Genomic DNA, 17935 nt, shown 5'->3' on the forward strand with positions numbered 1-17935 from the left:
AGCATAGCCAAGGGTTGATGAACCGTGCATTAACCGCGACTTAGCGTTGTCCCCAGCAGGTGCTGGGCGCCTGGTACCAGCCACACCGGGTCAAGGCGCGTGTTGGCGGCTTCAATGCACAAAAAATGGCGCGCGGCGTCAGCAGGTGTGTCGCCGGGAGGGTTCGCACCGGGGTGCCACACCACGGTTGAATCACTTGACTGCTTGGCAACGCGCAAGCGGCGCACGCCATCATCTAGAAGCACGGCTTCATTGCTGTGATAAATTCGGTCGATGCCGCCACGGATAGCCAGCGTGCCTTGTTGCTCGGACTCCGCAAAATCACGCAGTTTGTCCAGGTAACGGGCGCCCGCAAGACCTTCCACACGGCACTGATGCACGTCATCAACGGCTAAATAGGTGTGCAGCGCACCGCTGGTTTTAACCGGCGTATCGCCGATATTTTCACTGATAAGCTCAACATTTAAGTGCTGCGCGTTGGCCTGAACCACCACGCGTGCGGTGAGTTGGTTGTGCAGAGGGTGCTCGGGAGAAAGGTGCACCTCAATTCCCTCTGCGTGCTCATCAACGGCGTCCAGCCGCCAACTGGCTTGGCGAGCCAAACCGTGGAATGGGCCGTCGCGTTCAGGACTTTCGTCGGCGTAGCGCTCGTCTGCAAACCAGGGCCAGCATAATGGGATGCCGCCGCGTATAACGTCGGGCATTGCGGGCGGTGTCGGTGTTACCCAAAGCCAGCCGGTATCATTGGCAGGTTTGAAGTGAAGCACTTGGGCGCCTTGTAGGCTGATGGCAAGCTCGCCCCAGGGCATATTGAAAAGAGCGACATTGCGTCCTTCCCACGTCGTTATTTGCTGGCCGTCTACGCTAGCCATAAGAGTTACGAGTGAATCAGGGGTCATGAGCGTTCCTTAAAAGGGTGTGTATCAAATCAGGCAGGATTGTCGCGCTGTGTGCTATGGTAGGACAAGCATAATGAGTAGGTAAAACGCCTAGGTTGGCAGGTAAGAGACATAGGTAAAACCCTGAAAAGTGGATATCAAGGAGGCACTATGGGCTTTATTGCGTGGTTAATTATTGGTGGTTTGGCTGGCTGGATCGCTGGCAATATCATGCGCGGCGGCGGTTTCGGCATCCTGGGCAATATCGGTGTGGGTATCGTTGGAGCCGTGTTAGGTGGCTTTTTGTTTAGTTTGCTAGGCTTGCAGGCGGGCGGCTTTATTGGCTCGCTAGTGACCGCTACGGTAGGGGCTGTCGTACTGCTGTGGGTTATTAGTAAAGTGCGAAGTGCGTAGCGTTAAATAAAAGACGCCGTGCTTAAGCGGCGCACTGGTTCGATATCATTTGCTGCCCGGCCTTGTGTCGGGCAGTGTCGTTTTGCACCAATCGGTCAGTTTAGCTATCGGTCTTGCCACCACTTTCCGTTACACTAAGGCGCTTTGCTCTAGCGCACTGCTGGTAGATTTTTTGTTTCGAGGTGTCTCTTGGTCGACGCGTTAAACGCTTGGTGGGCCCAACAGCTGGTGCTGTGTGATTGGGCATTTACCCCGCATCCGCTCTCGGTGGATACGCAAGCTGCTGAGCAGCGTTTGCTGCAACTGGGTATTACCAGCCGTAACGAGCTGGCCGAACAGCTTTTTCATGCGTTAGGCGCTTCGACAGGAGAAGCGGACCGCTTATTGGGCGCGCTTGAGTGGTCGGCGTTGGCCGGGGCAGCAGGGTGGTTAAATGCCGATCAGGCTCATGCCTGGGCGCACCATGTTATCCGCCGTATTACCGCTGACTACAGCGATTTACGCGGCTGGCTTTCAGAGCTGCGCCGGGTGCTGGGCGCCAAGGGCTGGGAAACCGGCGCGGATGATCGTTTTATTGACGCCTGCCAGGCACTCTCAGCACTGGAAAGCGAAGACGAAGGGATTACCTGGCAAAGGCTTGAACATACGCTGGCACAGTTGCCCGCGCCAGCGCCGTTATGGCCCCAGGCGGAAGAAGCGCAGGTGTGGCGTTTATGTGCGCTGTTTCGCCCCGTTATTAGCTACCCCGCAAGCCGAGCCGATTGGCCGGAAGCCGACCAATGGCTTGAACGCATTTGGCAGATCAATGACCGCGAGCAGCTACTCGAAGTGGCGCTATGGCTGAGCGCTCAGGGAGAGCGTCAGCGCTGGGATATTGAAGCCCGTGAGCTGCTGGGGATGGATAACGCCCAACGGCTTGCTTGGCAGCAGGATGAAATAGAAGACTCACCCTACGCGGGTGTCCTCAACGCGTTTGTAAGCCAAGGCGAGCCGCTTGAATGGGCCGCGTGGGACTGGCTACGGCTGGTGGAGATTGCCTGGGCCGGTGCTTGCTGTGGTTGGTTAAGCCAGGCAGAAGCAGATGATCTTGCATGCCACGCGGCGGACCTAATGAATCATCGCTACCACGACTGGCGCGCTATTCTAAAAGCCTATATGCGCGGTCAGAGCCTTTTTGAGGGTGTCGACCGACGCGATATGACGCCCAACCCTCATCACGTCTTACTGCTCAACGCCGCACATAGCCCATGGGCTTGCCCGCCCTCTACGCTGTTGAATGAGACGAGTCGCCAAGCATCACAACAGCGTGTCAAAGCGTGGCGCAATACGTCCCATCACTGGCTGCTGGCGTTAGCGGGGGTACGTGAACCCGATGTCATGCTGCGCCAGCTAAACCCCGGCGCACCCATTGCCGAGCAGCGCCGAGCAGATGCCGCACTTTATCTTCAAGAGTCGCTTGGCCTGCATGCGGATGAGGGTCCCACTGTTCTAGCCCGTTACTGGCTGCCTGCCCAGGCACATCATCTTAATCAGTTAGCGGCCGATGCGGTGCACGGCGTGTTGCCACCATCACACACGCTGTTTGGTCAGCCTACATCAGACGAGTTGAAGCAGCGTAATGCGGTGAAGGGTGTCAGCCGTCATGCGGCAACGATCCATATGGCGGAAAAGTTTGCCTTCTATTTGCACATGTCGCTGGATAGCGGTTTATTCGAGCGTGAGCCGCTGCTTGCTTATGCCCGTGAACTGCGTAGCTGCTTGTGCCGTTTTTACCCTAACCCCAAGCGGTTGCTGGAAGCCTGGTTTGCCTGGGAAAGCTGCTTGCCGGAGCCTGAGCATACCTCGCTAATTAACGAGATAGCTTGGCACCTGGAAGATCCCGGGAGCCTCTTTTACTGGCTGGATTGGCGCCCCGATGCCTGGTGCGAGCCAGGCGGGCGGCCAACGCTTACGCACTTTACGGCCATGTCACTGGTTGGGCCGCTTAATAGTGCCGTGTGGAGTGAGCCTCAGCCAGAAAGCGCGCGCGAGTGCGCGGACATTAAAGAGTGGGTGGAGAGTCACTATCACTTGAGTAGTGCCGCCGATATGCAAGAGTTTCTAACCTTTATGTTGGAAGCTGGCGACCGCCAGGAGTATCAGATCAACTATGCGCCCTATACGCTGAACCCGGAGCGTCTAGAGGCCGAAATCGCGATTCTGGAATCGGGTGACTGTGCCGAAGAAGATCGCCACCATCTGCTTCGCCTACGGCGTGTGCAGGGTAATGAAGATAGCTGTAATGATGTTGACATGGCCGCATGGGATATTGCTCAGCTTGTCGATTTGGCGATCGCTGCCCGGCAGTTGGGTTGGCTGGAAAGCCAGGCATTTGCCGAGGTGCTGGACCGTGCGTACCATTTGGCGGCTAATCACTATGCTGGCTGGCAAGAGTATGCCGCAGGAATGTATGCTGGATTCTCGTTTTTTATGGGTGAAACACCCGAACGTGACAGCTTTTTAGCCGGGTTTCGTCAAGCCATGGTGGCTTGGGTGTGCGGTGCACCGATCCTTGCGGGCCCTTGGGCAAGCCTCGATTTTCCGGGTAATAAACCGCGCCATTTTGCGCCGCTGCATATCGACACCTTACCCGGTGATTCACGAACATTACATTGAGACTCGCCAACCATGCATTGTCTAGCTTATAGTTTAACGCGTGTTAATTACCCTACCTTCACCATAATAGTACGAGGTTAATCGCATGGTTGCGTTGCCACACCCCGCTGTGACCGCTGTCCGTGTTGTAAGTGTTTGTGTTGTCATTGCTTTTCTGACTGGCTGTGCAGGCTCTTCGCATCAATCTATCGAGCCGCCCGAGGACTATTTCTCGATGACGCTGCCAGGAATGGCGAAAGGCGTTAGTCCTCAGATGTCACCCGTCAGTAATTCGTTAGACCAGTTACGTAGTTTTCAGACACCGCCACCGACTCTGGTACGTCAGGCACTACTGGAACAGCACCAGCGATGGTCGGGGACGCCTTACCGCATCGGCGGGACGTCAGAACGAGGAATCGACTGTTCGGCGCTGGTACGTAATGTTTATCGCGATACGTTTAATTTAGAATTACCCCGTTCCACTTCGGGCCAGGTACATGAGGGACGCTCGATCGACCGCCAAGAGCTGCAGGCGGGCGATCTGGTTTTCTTCCGTCCACCAGGGCGTTATAACCATGTGGGCATCTATGTAGGAGATGGCTACTTTTTACATGCCTCTACCTCACAAGGCGTCATAATTTCCAGTTTGGGTAATAGCTACTGGCAGCGTTATTACTGGCAGTCGCGTCGGGCGCTGGAACCCACCAACCTGGCTTATTTAGGCAGTAACTTCACGCCGTGAAGGGGCAGGGCTGTTGGCGTTTCGCTTCCAGCCCTGCAGGTTGTCTACTCCTGGGAATGGCATGATTGAAGGCAAAACACGCGCTTGGTGGCGAGCAACAATGGCCCTGTGTTTAGGGTCATTTCTGGTATTTATTAATCTGTATGTTCCTCAACCGTTACTGCCCGAGCTTAAAACGGCCTACGAGGTGTCTACCTTAGGCGTCAGCCTGCTGATGTCGGTTGCTACACTGTCACTTGCTCTGTCCCTTTTGGTCTTTGGACCGCTTTCCGATGCGATAGGTCGTGAAGGCATTATGCGTATCACGCTACTGCTAGCGGGGGGCTGTTCGCTGGCGCTGGCATTTGCCCCGAACTTTGAAAGCCTGCTACTGCTTCGCTTAGTCCAGGGGTTTGTATTAGGCGGTCTACCCGCCGTTGCCATTGCCTGGATGGGCGATGCCTTTGAAAAGTCTGCGCTGCTAAGCGCCGTAGGGCTCTATATTGGTGCCAATACGCTGGGCGGTATTAGCGGTCGGGTCGTAGGGGGGGCCGTCGCGGAGATAGGTGGGCCCTCCGCTTCCTTTATTGCGGTTGGGGCGATGACGCTGGTTGGCTGCGCAGTATTTTGGCGCTTATTGCCTAATAGCCATGCGTTTGAGCCCAAGCGTTTTCAGCTTCGCCGCGCGCTGACGGACCTGGCCGGGCATTTGCGTAACCCGGTGCTGCTTGCAGCCTACTGCCTGGGCGGCATCAATTTTCTTATCTTTATCAATCAATATAGCTACATCACCTTTCGCTTGGCCGCTACACCTTATGCGCTGGCAGCGAGCGGGCTGGGGCTGATTTTCCTGACCTATTTGGGCGGCACTTTTGCATCGGCTATTTCTGGCCGACTGGCCGAGCGCACGTCTCCTGCTACCTGCATGATGGCAGGCGTGGCGATTCTAATGGCAGGTACCGCCGTTACTCTGAATGATTCGCTGGCGCTAATTATTGTCGGTCTAACGATTAATGCGTTTGGTTTTTTCTTAACGCACTCACTGGCATCCAGCTGGGTGGGGCGTTATGCCCAAGGCGCGCGTGGCAGCGCGTCAGCCCTTTATCTGGTGTTTTATTACGTAGGCGCAAGTCTCGGTGGCTTCTGGCTGGAGCCTTTCTGGCAGGGAGCTGGCTGGCTTGGTGTGGCCTGGGCTTCGTGGATTCTATTAACGGTTACGTTAACCATCACGCTAGGAATGCGCTGTTTCGAGCGCCGTTGCTGCCTTTAATGAAGGCATAAAAAAAGGCAGCCCGCAGGCTGCCTTTTTAGCAAACGTGGGCACTTAGTGCTCAACGCCACCTTCGCCGTGCACATGACCGTGCTCGGTTTCTTCCTGGCTTGCTTCACGTACGGTTGCAATCTCAACGTCAAAGTTAAGTTGCTGGCCTGCCAGCGGGTGATTGCCGTCAACGATGACGGTATCGCCTTCGATGTTCTTAACGGTCACCATCAGTGGGCCGCCTTGAGTCTGGGCTTGGAACTGCATGCCCGGCTCAATGTTTTCAACGCCCTGAAAAGCATCACGCGGTACTTCTTGTACCAGTTGCTCTTGAACTTCGCCGTAGCCCTCTTCGGGGGATACTTTAACGTTCAGCTTGTCGCCCGCTGCGCGGCCTTCCAGCTCTTTCTCCAGGCCCGGGATGATGTTGCCAGCGCCATGAAGATACGTGAGCGGCTCACGGCCTTCGGAACTGTCGAGCACCTCACCTTCATCGTTGGTCAGGGTATAGTGGAACGCGACAACCGAGTTTTGCGCAATTTGCATTGGATAACCTTTCGGTGAGTGCATGTCCCAATATGGTAACGCGTGAGGCGTGGCTTGTCAGGGGGTAAACCGGGTTTTTACGCCTGATCGCTAATAGTGGTGTTGCGCCTTGCAGTCACCGGGGATACTCTAAGCCAACAACTTTTCCCTTTTTAAGATCACATTCACTGGAGCTTGCATGACAATCTTCTTTATTTGGCTTATTGCATTTGTCCTGATTGCCTACTTTGCCAATCAGAAGTGGAACAATGGCCTCAGCCAAGGCTTGGACCGGCTTTTGCCTGGCGTGATGAAAAGCCACGGCGATAATCGCTACTTGTGGGTAACGACGCTGGCTGTATTAGGCGCAACAACGCTGGTTCGTCCGGTGGATATTTTGCTTGTGACTATTTTGCTGGCGTTGGTTGGTTGGGTCATTGTGAAGCTGGCCGGTTGGGCGAGCAATATGTCGCACTAATTAAGCTATCAAGCGGCGAATGTCATTGCCGCTATGAAAATAAAAATGCCCGGCTAAAGACAGCCGGGCATTTTTTTGCATTAAAACGAATAGCTCACTCAACGTGGTAAATGTTCATCTTACCTGGCGACAAGCCCGAGACCTATCAACTCGAGCCTATCGGCGAAGCGCTATTAATACGGAGCGACGCTTACGTTTGAGCCACTACCGATCAGACGCACGCGCTGGCCTGCCTGGTAGGCGTGATCCGCTCCTTGTACCACCACCACGTCGCTGCCATCATCAAGGCGGATTTCCATTTCCAGTGCGCTGATGCGGTTGGCGCGGTCTTCAGCAGCGGTGCCCGCAATCGTACCACCCAGAGCACCGGCAACGGTTGCCAACTGACGACCTGAACCGCCACCCACTTGGCTACCCAAAAGGCCACCAATGATGGCGCCGCCGCCACTGCCCAGCAAGCCCCCCGCACGGCTATCTGCCTGAATTTGTACGGGTCTTACCGCTACGATGGTTCCATAGGTAACGCTTTGGCTGGTTTGAGCTTGGTTGCCGCGATACACATCACCTGAGTAGGGGGCAGTGTTGGCACACCCGGCCAAGGTCAGGATGCTTAACGCAGCAACAGGTAGTAAACGTTTCATTAAAACCTCCAAGGTATGCAGCTTAAAAAAGTAATAATCAGGTGCTTCAAGGGTAGTGCAATGCGTATGAAAAGTAACTGAATTGACTAATTAAGACCAGAGAATATCAAAAGACCGTAAATCCCAGTGTAGACAGAGAATAAGAAAACAGTGTGCATGCCTAACAATAAAAAAGGAGGCTAAAAAGCCTCCTGGGATAAAGATACTTCGTCGTGGAATGCGTGTACGGCTAAATTAGCCAAACTGGTTCATTGTATTATCTTTGCCGCCCGCTTTAAGCGCTGCGTCGCCGTGGAAGAATTCCTTATGGTCATCGCCAATGTTAGAGCCTGCCATGTCTTGATGTTTTACCGTGGCAATCCCTTGGCGAATCTCTTCTCGCTGAACACCTTGTACGTAGGCCAGCATACCCTCTTTACCAAAGTAGCCCTTGGCCAGGTTGTCGGTTGAAAGCGCCGCAGTGTGGTAGGTGGGCAGCGTAATAAGATGGTGAAAAATACCCGCTTCACGGGATGAGTCGCGCTGGAAATTGCGTGTCCATTCATCCGCCAGCTGGCCAAGCTCGGTAGTGTCGTACTCGACACTCATTAGCTTGTCACGCTGATAGGCGGACACATCCTTACCCTCGGCTTGCCAGGCATCGAACACCTGCTGACGGAAATTGAGCGTCCAGTTGAACGAGGGCGAGTTGTTGTAAACCAACTTGGCATCGGGCACCACTTTGCGGATACGGTTGACCATGCTGGCAATTTGCCCAACGTGGGGCTTTTCCGTTTCAATCCACAGCAAGTCGGCGCCATTTTGCAGGCTGGTAATACAGTCAAGAATGACGCGGTCTTCACCCGATCCAGCTTTAAATTGATAAAGACCTGATGCCAAACGCTTGGGTTTGACCAGCTTGCCGTGTTGCTTGATAACCACATCGCCATTATTGATATCGGCAGCATCCTCGATAACGTCACCATCCAGAAAGCTGTTGTACTGATCGCCGAGGTCGCCCGGCTCATGGGTCACGGCAATCTTCTGGGTCAGCCCGGCGCCCAGCGAGTCCGTACGAGCAACGATAACGCCATCTTCCACGCCGAGCTCAAGAAACGCATACCGGACGGCGTTAATTTTGGCTAGAAAGTCCTCGTGCGGAACCGTGACCTTGCCATCCTGATGGCCGCACTGTTTCTCGTCGGACACCTGGTTTTCGAGCTGAATGCAGCATGCGCCGGCTTGAATAAACTTCTTCGCTAGCAGGTAGGTGGCTTCCGCATTACCAAAACCGGCATCAATGTCGGCAATAATAGGCACGATATGAGTATCATAATTGTCGATTTTGCTAATGACTTCCTGCTCTTTGGCGCTGTCACCGCTGGATTTTGCGTCATCCAGCGCGCGGAAAAGATGATTAAGCTCCCAGGCATCGGCCTGCTTCAAGAAGGTGTAAAGCTCCTCAATCAGGTTGGCGACGGAGGTTTTCTCATGCATGGACTGGTCGGGCAGGGGGCCAAATTCGGAACGTAAGGCTGCGACCATCCAGCCAGAAAGGTAGAGGTAGCGGCGCTTGGTGGTGCCGAAATGCTTTTTGATGGAGATCATCTTCTGCTGACCAATAAAACCGTGCCAGCAGCCTAGTGACTGCGTGTACTGTGCCGTATCGGCATCGTAGGCAGCCATGTCATTGCGCATTATTTTGGCGGTATAGCGCGCAATATCGAGCCCTGTATGGAAACGGTTTTGAGCACGCATCCGCGCTGCATGTTCAGGCTTAATCGCCTCCCACTTGCCGCTTTGGGCCTCACGTAATTGAGCGATGGCTTTAATATCGTTGAGTAGTCCAGACATGAGTAATTCCTCCAGGGTTAAACAGCACTTCGCAAGGTTGTGTTTGTGCTGCACTTGCGAAAACGTGATCAGCGTCTACCGGCTGTAAGGCGTGGCTTCTGTCTAGGCAGAGATACCTGGTAGCGCTGCAGTGCAATAACTATTGACGACAAGGAGGGATTCAACAATTGACACTTGGAGGCAGACGGGGTTGTAACTTGACGACAGAGGGTTAACAAAATGGCGTGTTTGTGTAGTCGTTTTTCGTCAGGCGCGTCACCGGCCCATAAAAAAACGCCATCCGAAGATGGCGTTTGGTGCTCAATATTGAGAGGCGTTGGGTAGGCGCTGGATCTACTCTTCGTCCTCTTCTTCATCCATAAAGCCCATGCTGCCAGTGTTAACCAGCTGGGTAAGTAACGCCGCCGCACCATCAAGCTCAAGAACGTCTTCATAGAAGGGAGCCGATTCTGACAGGCGCTTGGCAAGTGCTTCAGAGCAGGAATGACCATCGCCATCGACAAACAGCGTGGTGCCGCGTGAGTCGCTACGCCAGGCAAAGCGTGACCCGGGCATTGCAAAAAGCGGTTCACCCGCTTGCAGGTGCGCGACCAGCGCTGCTTCATCCAGCGGCGACTCCAACGGAGCGACCTGATCCATGTATTTGGGTTGCGTCATCACGCGGCCAAACCACTGCGCCATTTGCTCAGGGTTGTCCAGCGTTGACAGCATAAACTGGCGCATGCGCTCGATAGCCGCATCATCCAGCTCACCGGCCTGGCTTGCGGGCGCCATGCCTGCATCGCTGTAGCGCTTTGACGCGGGCAATTGCTCGCCCAGGTAATCCGCGTAAGAGGTAATGGACTCATCGGCAGAGGGTGCGCGAAAGCCTACCGAAATCGTCATGCAGTCATCGGTCTGGCTGACGCCGTGATGTGCCCAACCTGGCGGAAGGTACAGCATATCGCCTGGTGCCAATGTCCAGTCTGAGTCTGGTTCAACCTCAAAGGTTTCCAGGATACGCAGGTCAATGCCCTGAATAATCGGGGCGTCATCGGATTGCTTACCCCCCAGCTGCCAACGACGGTGACCGCTGGCTTGTAGTAAAAAGACATCGTACTGGTCGATATGCGGGCCGACGCTGCCACCTGGCGGTGCATAGCTGATCATAATATCGTCTAACCGCCAGCGTGGCAGAAAGTCGAACTCATCCATCAGCGCAGCAACCGCCGGTACATAGTGGTCAACCGCCTGTACTAACAGGCTCCAGTGGCCTTCAGGCAGGCGCTCAAAGGTAGCTTCATCAAGCGGGCCATGAGAAACCTGCCAGGCCCTGTCGGGGCCTTTTTCTTCTACCAGGCGCGCTTCTACACCCGGTTCACAAGCAAGGCCCGCCAGTTCATCAGGATCAATCGGGCTTAGAAAGTCAGGTATAGCGCCACGAATCAGCAGCGGTTTCTGTTGCCAGTAGTGGGCCAGGAAGTCCTCGGGCGTTAAATCGCCCAGCAGGGTAAGTGGCTTATCGTGTTGGCTCATGGCGGTATCCTAATTGAGTGGCCGCAGCGCTTATGACAAGCTGCCCAGGCGTTGAGTAAGTGCTTCAGCTTGCGCTTGTGCATTACCAATATAGCTTGCCGGGGAGAGCTCTTTTAGCGCTGCTTTAACGTCGTCTGGCAGCTCAAGGGTATCAATGAAGGCGGCAAAGCCTGCCTGATCAATACGCTTGCCACGTGTCAGCTCTTTAAGTTTTTCGTAGGGTTTTTCAATACCGTAGCGGCGCATAACGGTTTGAATCGGCTCGGCCAGCACTTCCCAGCTGTTATCCAGGTCGGCGGCTAAGCGCTCAGGGTTGGCTTCCAGTTTGCTGATGCCTTTTAAGCTGGCGTGATAGCCAATCAGGCCATACGCCAAACCTACACCTAAATTGCGCAGTACGGTGGAGTCGGTCAAGTCGCGTTGCCAGCGGGAAATGGGCAGTTTTTGCGCCAGGTGAGCAAGTACGGCGTTTGCCAGGCCGAGATTGCCTTCCGAGTTTTCAAAGTCGATAGGATTAACCTTGTGCGGCATCGTAGACGAGCCGATTTCGCCTTCAACCGTGCGCTGCTTGAAGTAACCCAGCGAAATATAACCCCAAACGTCACGATCAAAGTCGATCAAAATGGTGTTGAAACGGCATACCGCATCGAACAGCTCGGCAATGTAGTCGTGCGGCTCAATTTGCGTCGTGTAAGGGTTGAAGCTTAGTCCCAGCCCTTCGACGAAGGTGCGCGCATTGGCTTCCCAGTCGATGTCGGGGTAGGTGGTTAAGTGAGCATTGTAGTTGCCAACGGCGCCGTTGATTTTACCCAAAATTTCAACGCGTTCGATCTGCTTGAGTTGGCGCTTTAAGCGGTAGGCTACGTTAGCCATCTCTTTGCCAAGCGTGGTGGGGCTTGCTGTTTGGCCGTGGGTGCGCGAGAGCATTGGCTGAGCAGCGTGGGTAATCGCGAGCTTGGCCACTTCATCGGCTACTTCGTGCATGGTAGGCAACAGTGCTTTAAGGCCATCGGCCAGCATTACGCCGTAAGACAGGTTGTTGATGTCTTCCGAGGTGCACGCAAAGTGAATGAACTCGGTCACTTCGTTCAGTTCGGCGTTGCTAGCAATTTTCTCTTTCAGGAAGTACTCGACGGCTTTCACATCATGATTGGTCGTCCGCTCAATCTCTTTGATACGTTCGGCATCAGCAATCGAAAACTCACCCACTAACTGCTCAAGAAAGGCGGTCGCCTCGGCGGAAAGAGGCGGCACTTCAACGATTTGATGGTGCTCCGCCATGCGCTGCAACCAGCGTACTTCTACAATTACGCGGGCGCGTATCAGGCCAAATTCACTGAAGTGTTCGCGCAGCGCGGACGCTTTGGCGCTGTAGCGACCGTCAACAGGAGAGAGAGCAGTCAAAGCGGAGAGTTGCATGGCATCGTTTCCAAGTAGTTCAAGAACAGGTGAGTCGGGAAAAAGTAAAGAGGCGCAATATCCGCCATTTAAAAGCGTTAACCGAGGCTATCCAGCGCACGGCGCAGAGCTTTGCGCTGAAAAATCAACTTCCAGCGGCGTCCACCCTGCTGATGCCATAAGAGCCCAAACCGAATGCCTGACAATAAGCAGGCACGCACGCGTTCCGGCATCATACGGCTTTGCAGTAATGAGGGGTCACCCTGCACTACAATGCGCGTTTTAAACGTGGAAACCGTTTCCTTGTAAGCTTCGCCGAGGCTTGAGATGACGTTTTCATGGGTAGCGCTAAAGTGTTCGGCCTGACCCTGAATGCGGGTAAGGTGCTGGCCCAGAGAATCCATCATGTCGTTGTTGGTGCGCAGCTTATTCATGACCAGTAAAATCGTAAAACCGTAGCGCAGCACTACCGGGTTGGCCTGCTTACGGCCTACCAGCGCCTCAAGCGTTTCAAGGCCACGGCGCAGGTTGTTGGGGTGGCCGCCATAGATCGCTTCAAAGTTTTCCGGGTTGGTATCCACGGTTGCTTCAATCAGCGTGTCCCAGGAGCGGGTATCCACTTGGCCGGTGCGCGCTAGCTCATCCACCAGGCTGGCTGCTTGAAACACACCGGCCAGGGCAAGTGCCTGGCGTATAGCGGGTGAGTCAGGCGCCCGGTGAATGGGAGTGGGGGTGCTCATGCGGCAGTCTCCGTGGCATTCCAGATCGCGCGAATAACGCCGCCGCCCAAACAGATATCGCCATCGTAAAGTACCAACGATTGGCCGGGCGTCACCGCCCACTGCGGGTCATCGAACGTCACTTCAACGCCGCCATCGGGCAACGTGCGCATTTCACAGGGGCAGTCGCTCTGCCGGTAGCGGGTTTTGGCGGTAAACCGGCCTGACGCCGCGGGTGGTTCGCCTGCGACCCAGTCCATGGCCTCGGTGGCCAACGTATCCGAAAAAAGCAGCGGATGGTGCTTGCCTTGTACCACGACCAGCACGTTACGCTCTAAATCTTTTGCCGCTACGTACCATGGGTCTTCGGAGTAGTTAGCAAGCCCGCCAATTCCCAGCCCTTGGCGTTGCCCCAGGGTGTAGTACATCAGCCCCATGTGGTCGCCAATCACATCGCCTTCAGGCGTTTCAATTTTGCCGGGTTGCGCGGGTAGATACTGCTGTAAAAAGTCACGGAAGCGCCGTTCGCCGATAAAGCAGATACCCGTGGAGTCTTTCTTTTTGGCGGTGATCAGGTCGTGTTCTTCGGCAAGCGCACGAACGGCGGGTTTTTCCAGCTCACCCACCGGGAACAGCGTGCGGGCGATAGCCGCTTCGGGCACCGCGTGCAGGAAGTAACTCTGATCCTTGTTACCGTCCAGCCCTTTAAGCAGGCGAGGGCGAACACCGCTGGTGCCTTGGCGGACCCGTCCTTCACGCACATAGTGACCGGTGGCGATCTTCTCGGCGCCCAGCATTTCGGCGTATTCAAGAAATACTTTAAACTTGATTTCCCGGTTGCACAGGATGTCGGGGTTGGGCGTGCGCCCGGCCTTGTACTCTTCCAGGAAGTGTTCAAACACGTTATCCCAGTACTCGGCGGCAAAGTTAGCCGTATGCAGCTTGATGCCCAGCTTGGCACATACTGCTTCGGCGTCGGCAAGGTCTTCCTTTGCCGTGCAGTATTCAGTGCCGTCGTCTTCGTCCCAGTTCTTCATGAACAGGCCTTCCACCTCGTAACCCTGCTGCTGCAGGATAAGAGCGGAGACAGACGAATCGACGCCACCCGACATGCCGACAATTACTTTGCCTGCGGCGGGCGCCTCGGTAGTGGGCGAGCCATTGGTGGATGTCATTGGCATCCTCGGTTGAAGTGGTATGCAATTGGGCGGTGATTATACACGATGGGGGGTTGGTGCTTCGAGTGCTTCACTCTTGAATGACGCTTAATGGATAGCAGCGTTCGCAGATAGCGTCCTCAATGCGTTTGAGTACCAAGGGGCTTCTTAAGCGGTTTGCGTCTTTTAAGGCGCGAATTTCGTCAAGCGTTAGCCAGTGAGTCGCCACAATGTCACGGTCCAGTGGGGTGTCTAGCTGCTTAAGCGGCTCGGCAAGAAACCCGTGGCTGTGAAAGGTCTGGCCACTCTTTGCGTGAAAAACATAGAGTCCTAAATAGCCCGTAAGTGTCACCTGCCAGGCCGTTTCTTCTTGCACTTCCCGTACGATTGCCGCCATAGGGCCTTCGCCCAACTCAACATGTCCCGCCGGTTGGTTAAAAACGGTAGTTGGGCCGCCCTTGGCTTCTTCAACCAGCAAAAAGCGGTCGAAACGTTGAATAACACAGGCGGCCGTACTGTGAATGGCACTGCTTCGAGTAGCGCTCATGAGGGCTTTCGCTGGCGCGAGGCAGGCGGTTTGCCCGAGCGCTGGGTGCCTGGCGCCTTCCTTGGGGCATGCAGGGTTTCCTTGCGCCATTCACCAGGCTGTAAATCACCCAACTGCCAGGCCCCTATCGAGGCACGAATCAAGCGTAGCGTGGGAAACCCGACGTGGGCGGTCATCCGGCGTACCTGGCGGTTACGGCCCTCGCTAATGGTCAGTTCCAACCAGCTAGTGGAGGGGTGGCGTTTGGGGTCGATGGCTGGTTCGCGAGGGACAAGTGCCGGTGGCGCTATTAGTCGAGCTTTGGCAGGGCGGGTAGGGCCGTCCTTCAAGGTAATTCCGGCCCGCAACGCATTAAGCGCGGTGTCGTCGATCTGACCTTCAAGCTGTACCCAATACGTTTTGGGCTGTTTGTGGCGAGGGTGCGCAATTCGATGGATGAGCGCACCGTCATCACTGAGTAACAGCAGACCTTCAGAGTCATAATCAAGTCGTCCAGCCGCATAAACACCGGGCACCTTAATAACATCGGCAAGGGTAGCCCGCCCTTCGTTATCGGTAAATTGGGAGAGCATGCGGTAGGGTTTGTGGAGTAAATATAGGCTGCTCATAACGTCTCTTACATCTTGCGCCGGATTTGTCGACAATCTCGCATGCGGTTAAAGTGCAGCGCTGGTATACTCCTGCGTGACCGCTGGAGTCGTCGTCAACACCACCGAAGTGATATCAAGGCAGCTAGATTGAGCTGCTCAGCGCGCTTCGCGGCACGGTCTATCGTCGAATGAGCCGCGTAGCTTAGTATTTTATAACTAAAGCGACAGAGAAAAGAGGTTAACGCAAAAATGTCCCAAACGCCGAAGATCATTTATACGCTCACCGACGAAGCCCCTGCGCTCGCGACATATTCCCTGTTACCGATTATCGATGCTTTTACAGACCCGGCCGGGATTGAAGTCGAGACACGCGACATTTCATTGGCGGCACGTGTGTTGGCCCAGTTCCCTGACCTGCTTAACGACGAGCAGCGCGTTAGTGATGACCTGGCAGAGCTTGGCAAGTTAGCCACCACGCCTGAAGCCAATATTATCAAGCTGCCCAATATCAGTGCCTCTGGCCCGCAGCTGAAAGCCACGATCAAAGAGCTTCAAGGCCAAGGCTACCCGCTGCCGGAGTACCCGGAAGAGCCTAAAAACGACGCAGAAAAAGCTATCAAAGCGGCTTACGATAAGGCCAAAGGTAGTGCGGTAAACCCGGTACTGCGTGAAGGTAACTCTGATCGTCGTGCGCCGAAGTCGGTCAAGAACTACGCGCGCAAGTACCCGCATCGCATGGGCGAGTGGAGCAGCGACTCTCAGTCTCACGTGGCTCACATGAGCGAAGGCGACTTCTACGGCAGCGAGCAATCCGCCGTTATGGAAAAAGCCGGCAAGCTCAAGATTGAGCTGCAGCAAAAAGATGGCTCCACAACTGTCCTAAAAGAAGGCCTGGCCGTTCTTGAAGGCGAAGTGATTGATGCTGCCTGCATGAGCAGCCGTCGCCTGCGCAGCTTTATCGACAGCGAAATCAGCGATGCCAAGGCGCGCAATGTACTGTTCTCGCTCCACCTGAAAGCCACCATGATGAAGGTTTCCGACCCGATCATGTTCGGCATCGTGGTTGAAGAGTTCTACAAAGCTGCACTTGAAAAGCACGCCGATGCGCTGAAGTCAGCTGGCTTTAACCCTAATAGCGGTATTGGCGATCTCTACAGTGCCATTGAGTCGCTGCCCAGCGACCAGCAAGACGCTATCAAAGGTGATATCGAAGCGCTTTACCAAGAGCGCCCGCCGATGGCGATGGTGAACTCCCACAAGGGCATTACCAATCTTCACGTGCCTTCTGATGTGATCATCGATGCCTCCATGCCGGCGATGATTCGTGACTCCGGTAAAATGTGGGGTGCCGATGACCAATTGCACGACACCAAAGCGGTTATTCCCGATCGTTGCTACGCGACTATCTATCAAGCGGTGATCGAAGATTGCAAAAAGCACGGTGCGTTTGACCCGACCACCATGGGTAGCGTGCCTAACGTGGGCCTGATGGCGCAAAAAGCCGAAGAGTACGGCTCCCACGATAAAACCTTCCAGATCGCTGCCGATGGCACCGTGGTGGTGACGGACGAAAATGGCAACACGCTGTTTAGCCATGACGTTGAAGCAGGCGATATCTGGCGTATGTGCCAGACCAAAGACGCGCCGATTCAGGACTGGGTGAAGCTTGCGGTTACGCGTGCGCGCGAAAGCGGCGTTCCGGCTATTTTCTGGCTGGATGCTAACCGCGCTCATGATGCGCAACTGATCAAGAAGGTAGAAGCGTACCTTAACGATCACGATACCAACGGCCTGGATATTCGTATCCTGGCGCCGGTTGATGCCATGGCGGTATCGCTTGAGCGTATCCGCAAAGGCGAAGACACCATTTCTGTCACCGGCAACGTGCTGCGCGACTATCTGACCGACCTGTTCCCGATCATGGAACTGGGCACCAGCGCGAAGATGCTGTCTATCGTTCCGCTGATGAATGGCGGTGGTCTGTTTGAAACTGGCGCGGGCGGTAGTGCACCCAAGCACGTTCAGCAGTTCCTGGAAGAGAACCACCTGCGTTGGGACTCGCTGGGCGAATTCCTCGCGCTGGCGGCATCGCTTGAGCACCTGGGCAGCACCTTCGGCAACGCACGTGCCACGGTGCTGGCGAAGACGCTTGATGAAGCCAACGGCAAGTTCCTGGATAGCAACAAGTCGCCTTCACGTAAGGTCGGTGAGCTTGATAACCGTGGTAGCCACTTCTACCTGGCACTTTATTGGGCAGAAGCGCTGGCCGCTCAGAATGACGATGCTGAGCTGAAAGCGCTGTTTGCTCAGTTGGCTGAGAAGCTGGAAGCCAATGAGCAAACCATCGTTGCAGAACTTAACGATGTTCAAGGAAAAGCCGTTGATATTCAGGGCTATTTCCGTCCGAACGGTGAGCTGGCAAGCCAAGCCATGCGCCCGAGCAAAACGTTAAACGATGCGTTAGCCGTGGTGGCAAAAGGTTAAGGCTAAAATGCCCTCGTTGATGAGGGCGTGAAAGCGAAACCCTCGTTCCAATAAAGAACGGGGGTTTTTGACTTTTGAAGTATGATATTTTGGATGCCATGTGAACCCTTGTAGAACTTAAGCGTCATAGTCTTTGACGG

The 17935-nt window shown here is 54.9% G+C and carries 16 protein-coding genes; 6 read left to right on the forward strand and 10 right to left on the reverse strand.

The window, feature by feature from the left end; all coding sequences use genetic code 11:
* Positions 1-29: 29 nt before the first annotated feature.
* Positions 30-899 (reverse strand): D-hexose-6-phosphate mutarotase, encoded by an 870-nt coding sequence (locus ACT3T7_RS05590; protein ID WP_444630304.1) that lies wholly within the window; start codon positions 897-899, stop codon positions 30-32.
* 150 nt (positions 900-1049) lie between these two features.
* On the opposite strand from ACT3T7_RS05590, the gene ACT3T7_RS05595 reads away from it, so the two are divergent.
* The 4 genes from ACT3T7_RS05595 to ACT3T7_RS05610 all read left to right on the forward strand — a co-directional run bounded on the left by ACT3T7_RS05595 (position 1050) and on the right by ACT3T7_RS05610 (position 5917).
* On the forward strand, positions 1050-1292 hold the full coding sequence (locus ACT3T7_RS05595; protein ID WP_192527808.1) for a GlsB/YeaQ/YmgE family stress response membrane protein: 243 nt from the start codon (positions 1050-1052) through the stop codon (positions 1290-1292).
* A gap of 189 nt (positions 1293-1481) precedes the next feature.
* Entirely contained in the window at positions 1482-3947 is a 2466-nt protein-coding gene (locus ACT3T7_RS05600; RefSeq protein WP_444630306.1) for a DUF1266 domain-containing protein, read from the forward strand.
* An 85-nt stretch (positions 3948-4032) separates the two neighbouring features.
* Positions 4033-4668, forward strand: coding sequence for a C40 family peptidase (locus ACT3T7_RS05605; protein ID WP_444630307.1), 636 nt, complete (start codon positions 4033-4035; stop codon positions 4666-4668).
* A 61-nt stretch (positions 4669-4729) separates the two neighbouring features.
* A complete protein-coding gene (locus tag ACT3T7_RS05610) occupies positions 4730-5917 on the forward strand; it encodes an MFS transporter (protein WP_444630309.1) in 1188 nt (395 codons plus the stop codon).
* Positions 5918-5971: 54 nt separating this feature from the next.
* Here the strand turns inward: ACT3T7_RS05610 and ACT3T7_RS05615 are convergent, their stop codons facing one another.
* Positions 5972-6454: an FKBP-type peptidyl-prolyl cis-trans isomerase gene (locus tag ACT3T7_RS05615; RefSeq protein WP_172117189.1), complete on the reverse strand. Its 483-nt coding sequence runs from the start codon at positions 6452-6454 to the stop codon at positions 5972-5974.
* Between the two features lie 178 nt (positions 6455-6632).
* Here ACT3T7_RS05615 and ACT3T7_RS05620 point away from each other — a divergent pair, with 178 nt between their 5' ends.
* A complete protein-coding gene (locus ACT3T7_RS05620; RefSeq protein ID WP_444630310.1) occupies positions 6633-6911 on the forward strand; it encodes a hypothetical protein in 279 nt (92 codons plus the stop codon).
* 173 nt (positions 6912-7084) lie between these two features.
* On the opposite strand, the gene ACT3T7_RS05625 is transcribed toward ACT3T7_RS05620, so the two are convergent.
* The 8 genes from ACT3T7_RS05625 to ACT3T7_RS05660 all read right to left on the reverse strand — a co-directional run bounded on the left by ACT3T7_RS05625 (position 7085) and on the right by ACT3T7_RS05660 (position 15329).
* Positions 7085-7552, reverse strand: a complete 468-nt coding sequence (locus ACT3T7_RS05625) for a hypothetical protein (RefSeq protein WP_444630311.1) — start codon at positions 7550-7552, stop codon at positions 7085-7087.
* A gap of 234 nt (positions 7553-7786) precedes the next feature.
* Positions 7787-9385 (reverse strand): isocitrate lyase, encoded by a 1599-nt coding sequence (locus tag ACT3T7_RS05630; protein ID WP_444630312.1) that lies wholly within the window; start codon positions 9383-9385, stop codon positions 7787-7789.
* Positions 9386-9718: 333 nt separating this feature from the next.
* A complete protein-coding gene (locus ACT3T7_RS05635; protein ID WP_444630313.1) occupies positions 9719-10900 on the reverse strand; it encodes a JmjC domain-containing protein in 1182 nt (393 codons plus the stop codon).
* Positions 10901-10930: 30 nt separating this feature from the next.
* Positions 10931-12319, reverse strand: coding sequence for an adenylosuccinate lyase (gene purB, locus ACT3T7_RS05640; protein ID WP_444630314.1), 1389 nt, complete (start codon positions 12317-12319; stop codon positions 10931-10933).
* 77 nt (positions 12320-12396) lie between these two features.
* Positions 12397-13038, reverse strand: a complete 642-nt coding sequence (gene hflD / locus ACT3T7_RS05645; protein ID WP_444630315.1) for a high frequency lysogenization protein HflD — start codon at positions 13036-13038, stop codon at positions 12397-12399.
* The gene (mnmA, locus tag ACT3T7_RS05650) at positions 13035-14192 is read right to left on the reverse strand and encodes a tRNA 2-thiouridine(34) synthase MnmA (RefSeq protein ID WP_444630316.1); all 1158 of its coding nucleotides are present in this window, start codon (positions 14190-14192) and stop codon (positions 13035-13037) included. The genes hflD and mnmA overlap by 4 nt, the downstream gene beginning before the upstream one ends.
* A 73-nt stretch (positions 14193-14265) precedes the next feature.
* Positions 14266-14721 carry an NUDIX domain-containing protein gene (locus ACT3T7_RS05655; protein WP_444630317.1) on the reverse strand — a complete coding sequence of 152 codons (456 nt, stop codon included), beginning with the start codon at positions 14719-14721 and terminating at the stop codon, positions 14266-14268.
* Positions 14718-15329, reverse strand: coding sequence for a pseudouridine synthase (locus ACT3T7_RS05660; RefSeq protein ID WP_444630318.1), 612 nt, complete (start codon positions 15327-15329; stop codon positions 14718-14720). Before ACT3T7_RS05660 ends, ACT3T7_RS05655 begins: the two co-directional genes overlap by 4 nt.
* Before the next feature lie 231 nt (positions 15330-15560).
* Here ACT3T7_RS05660 and ACT3T7_RS05665 point away from each other — a divergent pair, with 231 nt between their 5' ends.
* A complete protein-coding gene (locus ACT3T7_RS05665) occupies positions 15561-17795 on the forward strand; it encodes an NADP-dependent isocitrate dehydrogenase (protein WP_444630319.1) in 2235 nt (744 codons plus the stop codon).
* Positions 17796-17935: the final 140 nt, after the last annotated feature.

The organism is Halomonas sp. 111, assembly GCF_052379685.1.
Classification (GTDB): Bacteria; Pseudomonadota; Gammaproteobacteria; order Pseudomonadales; family Halomonadaceae; genus Vreelandella; species Vreelandella citrativorans.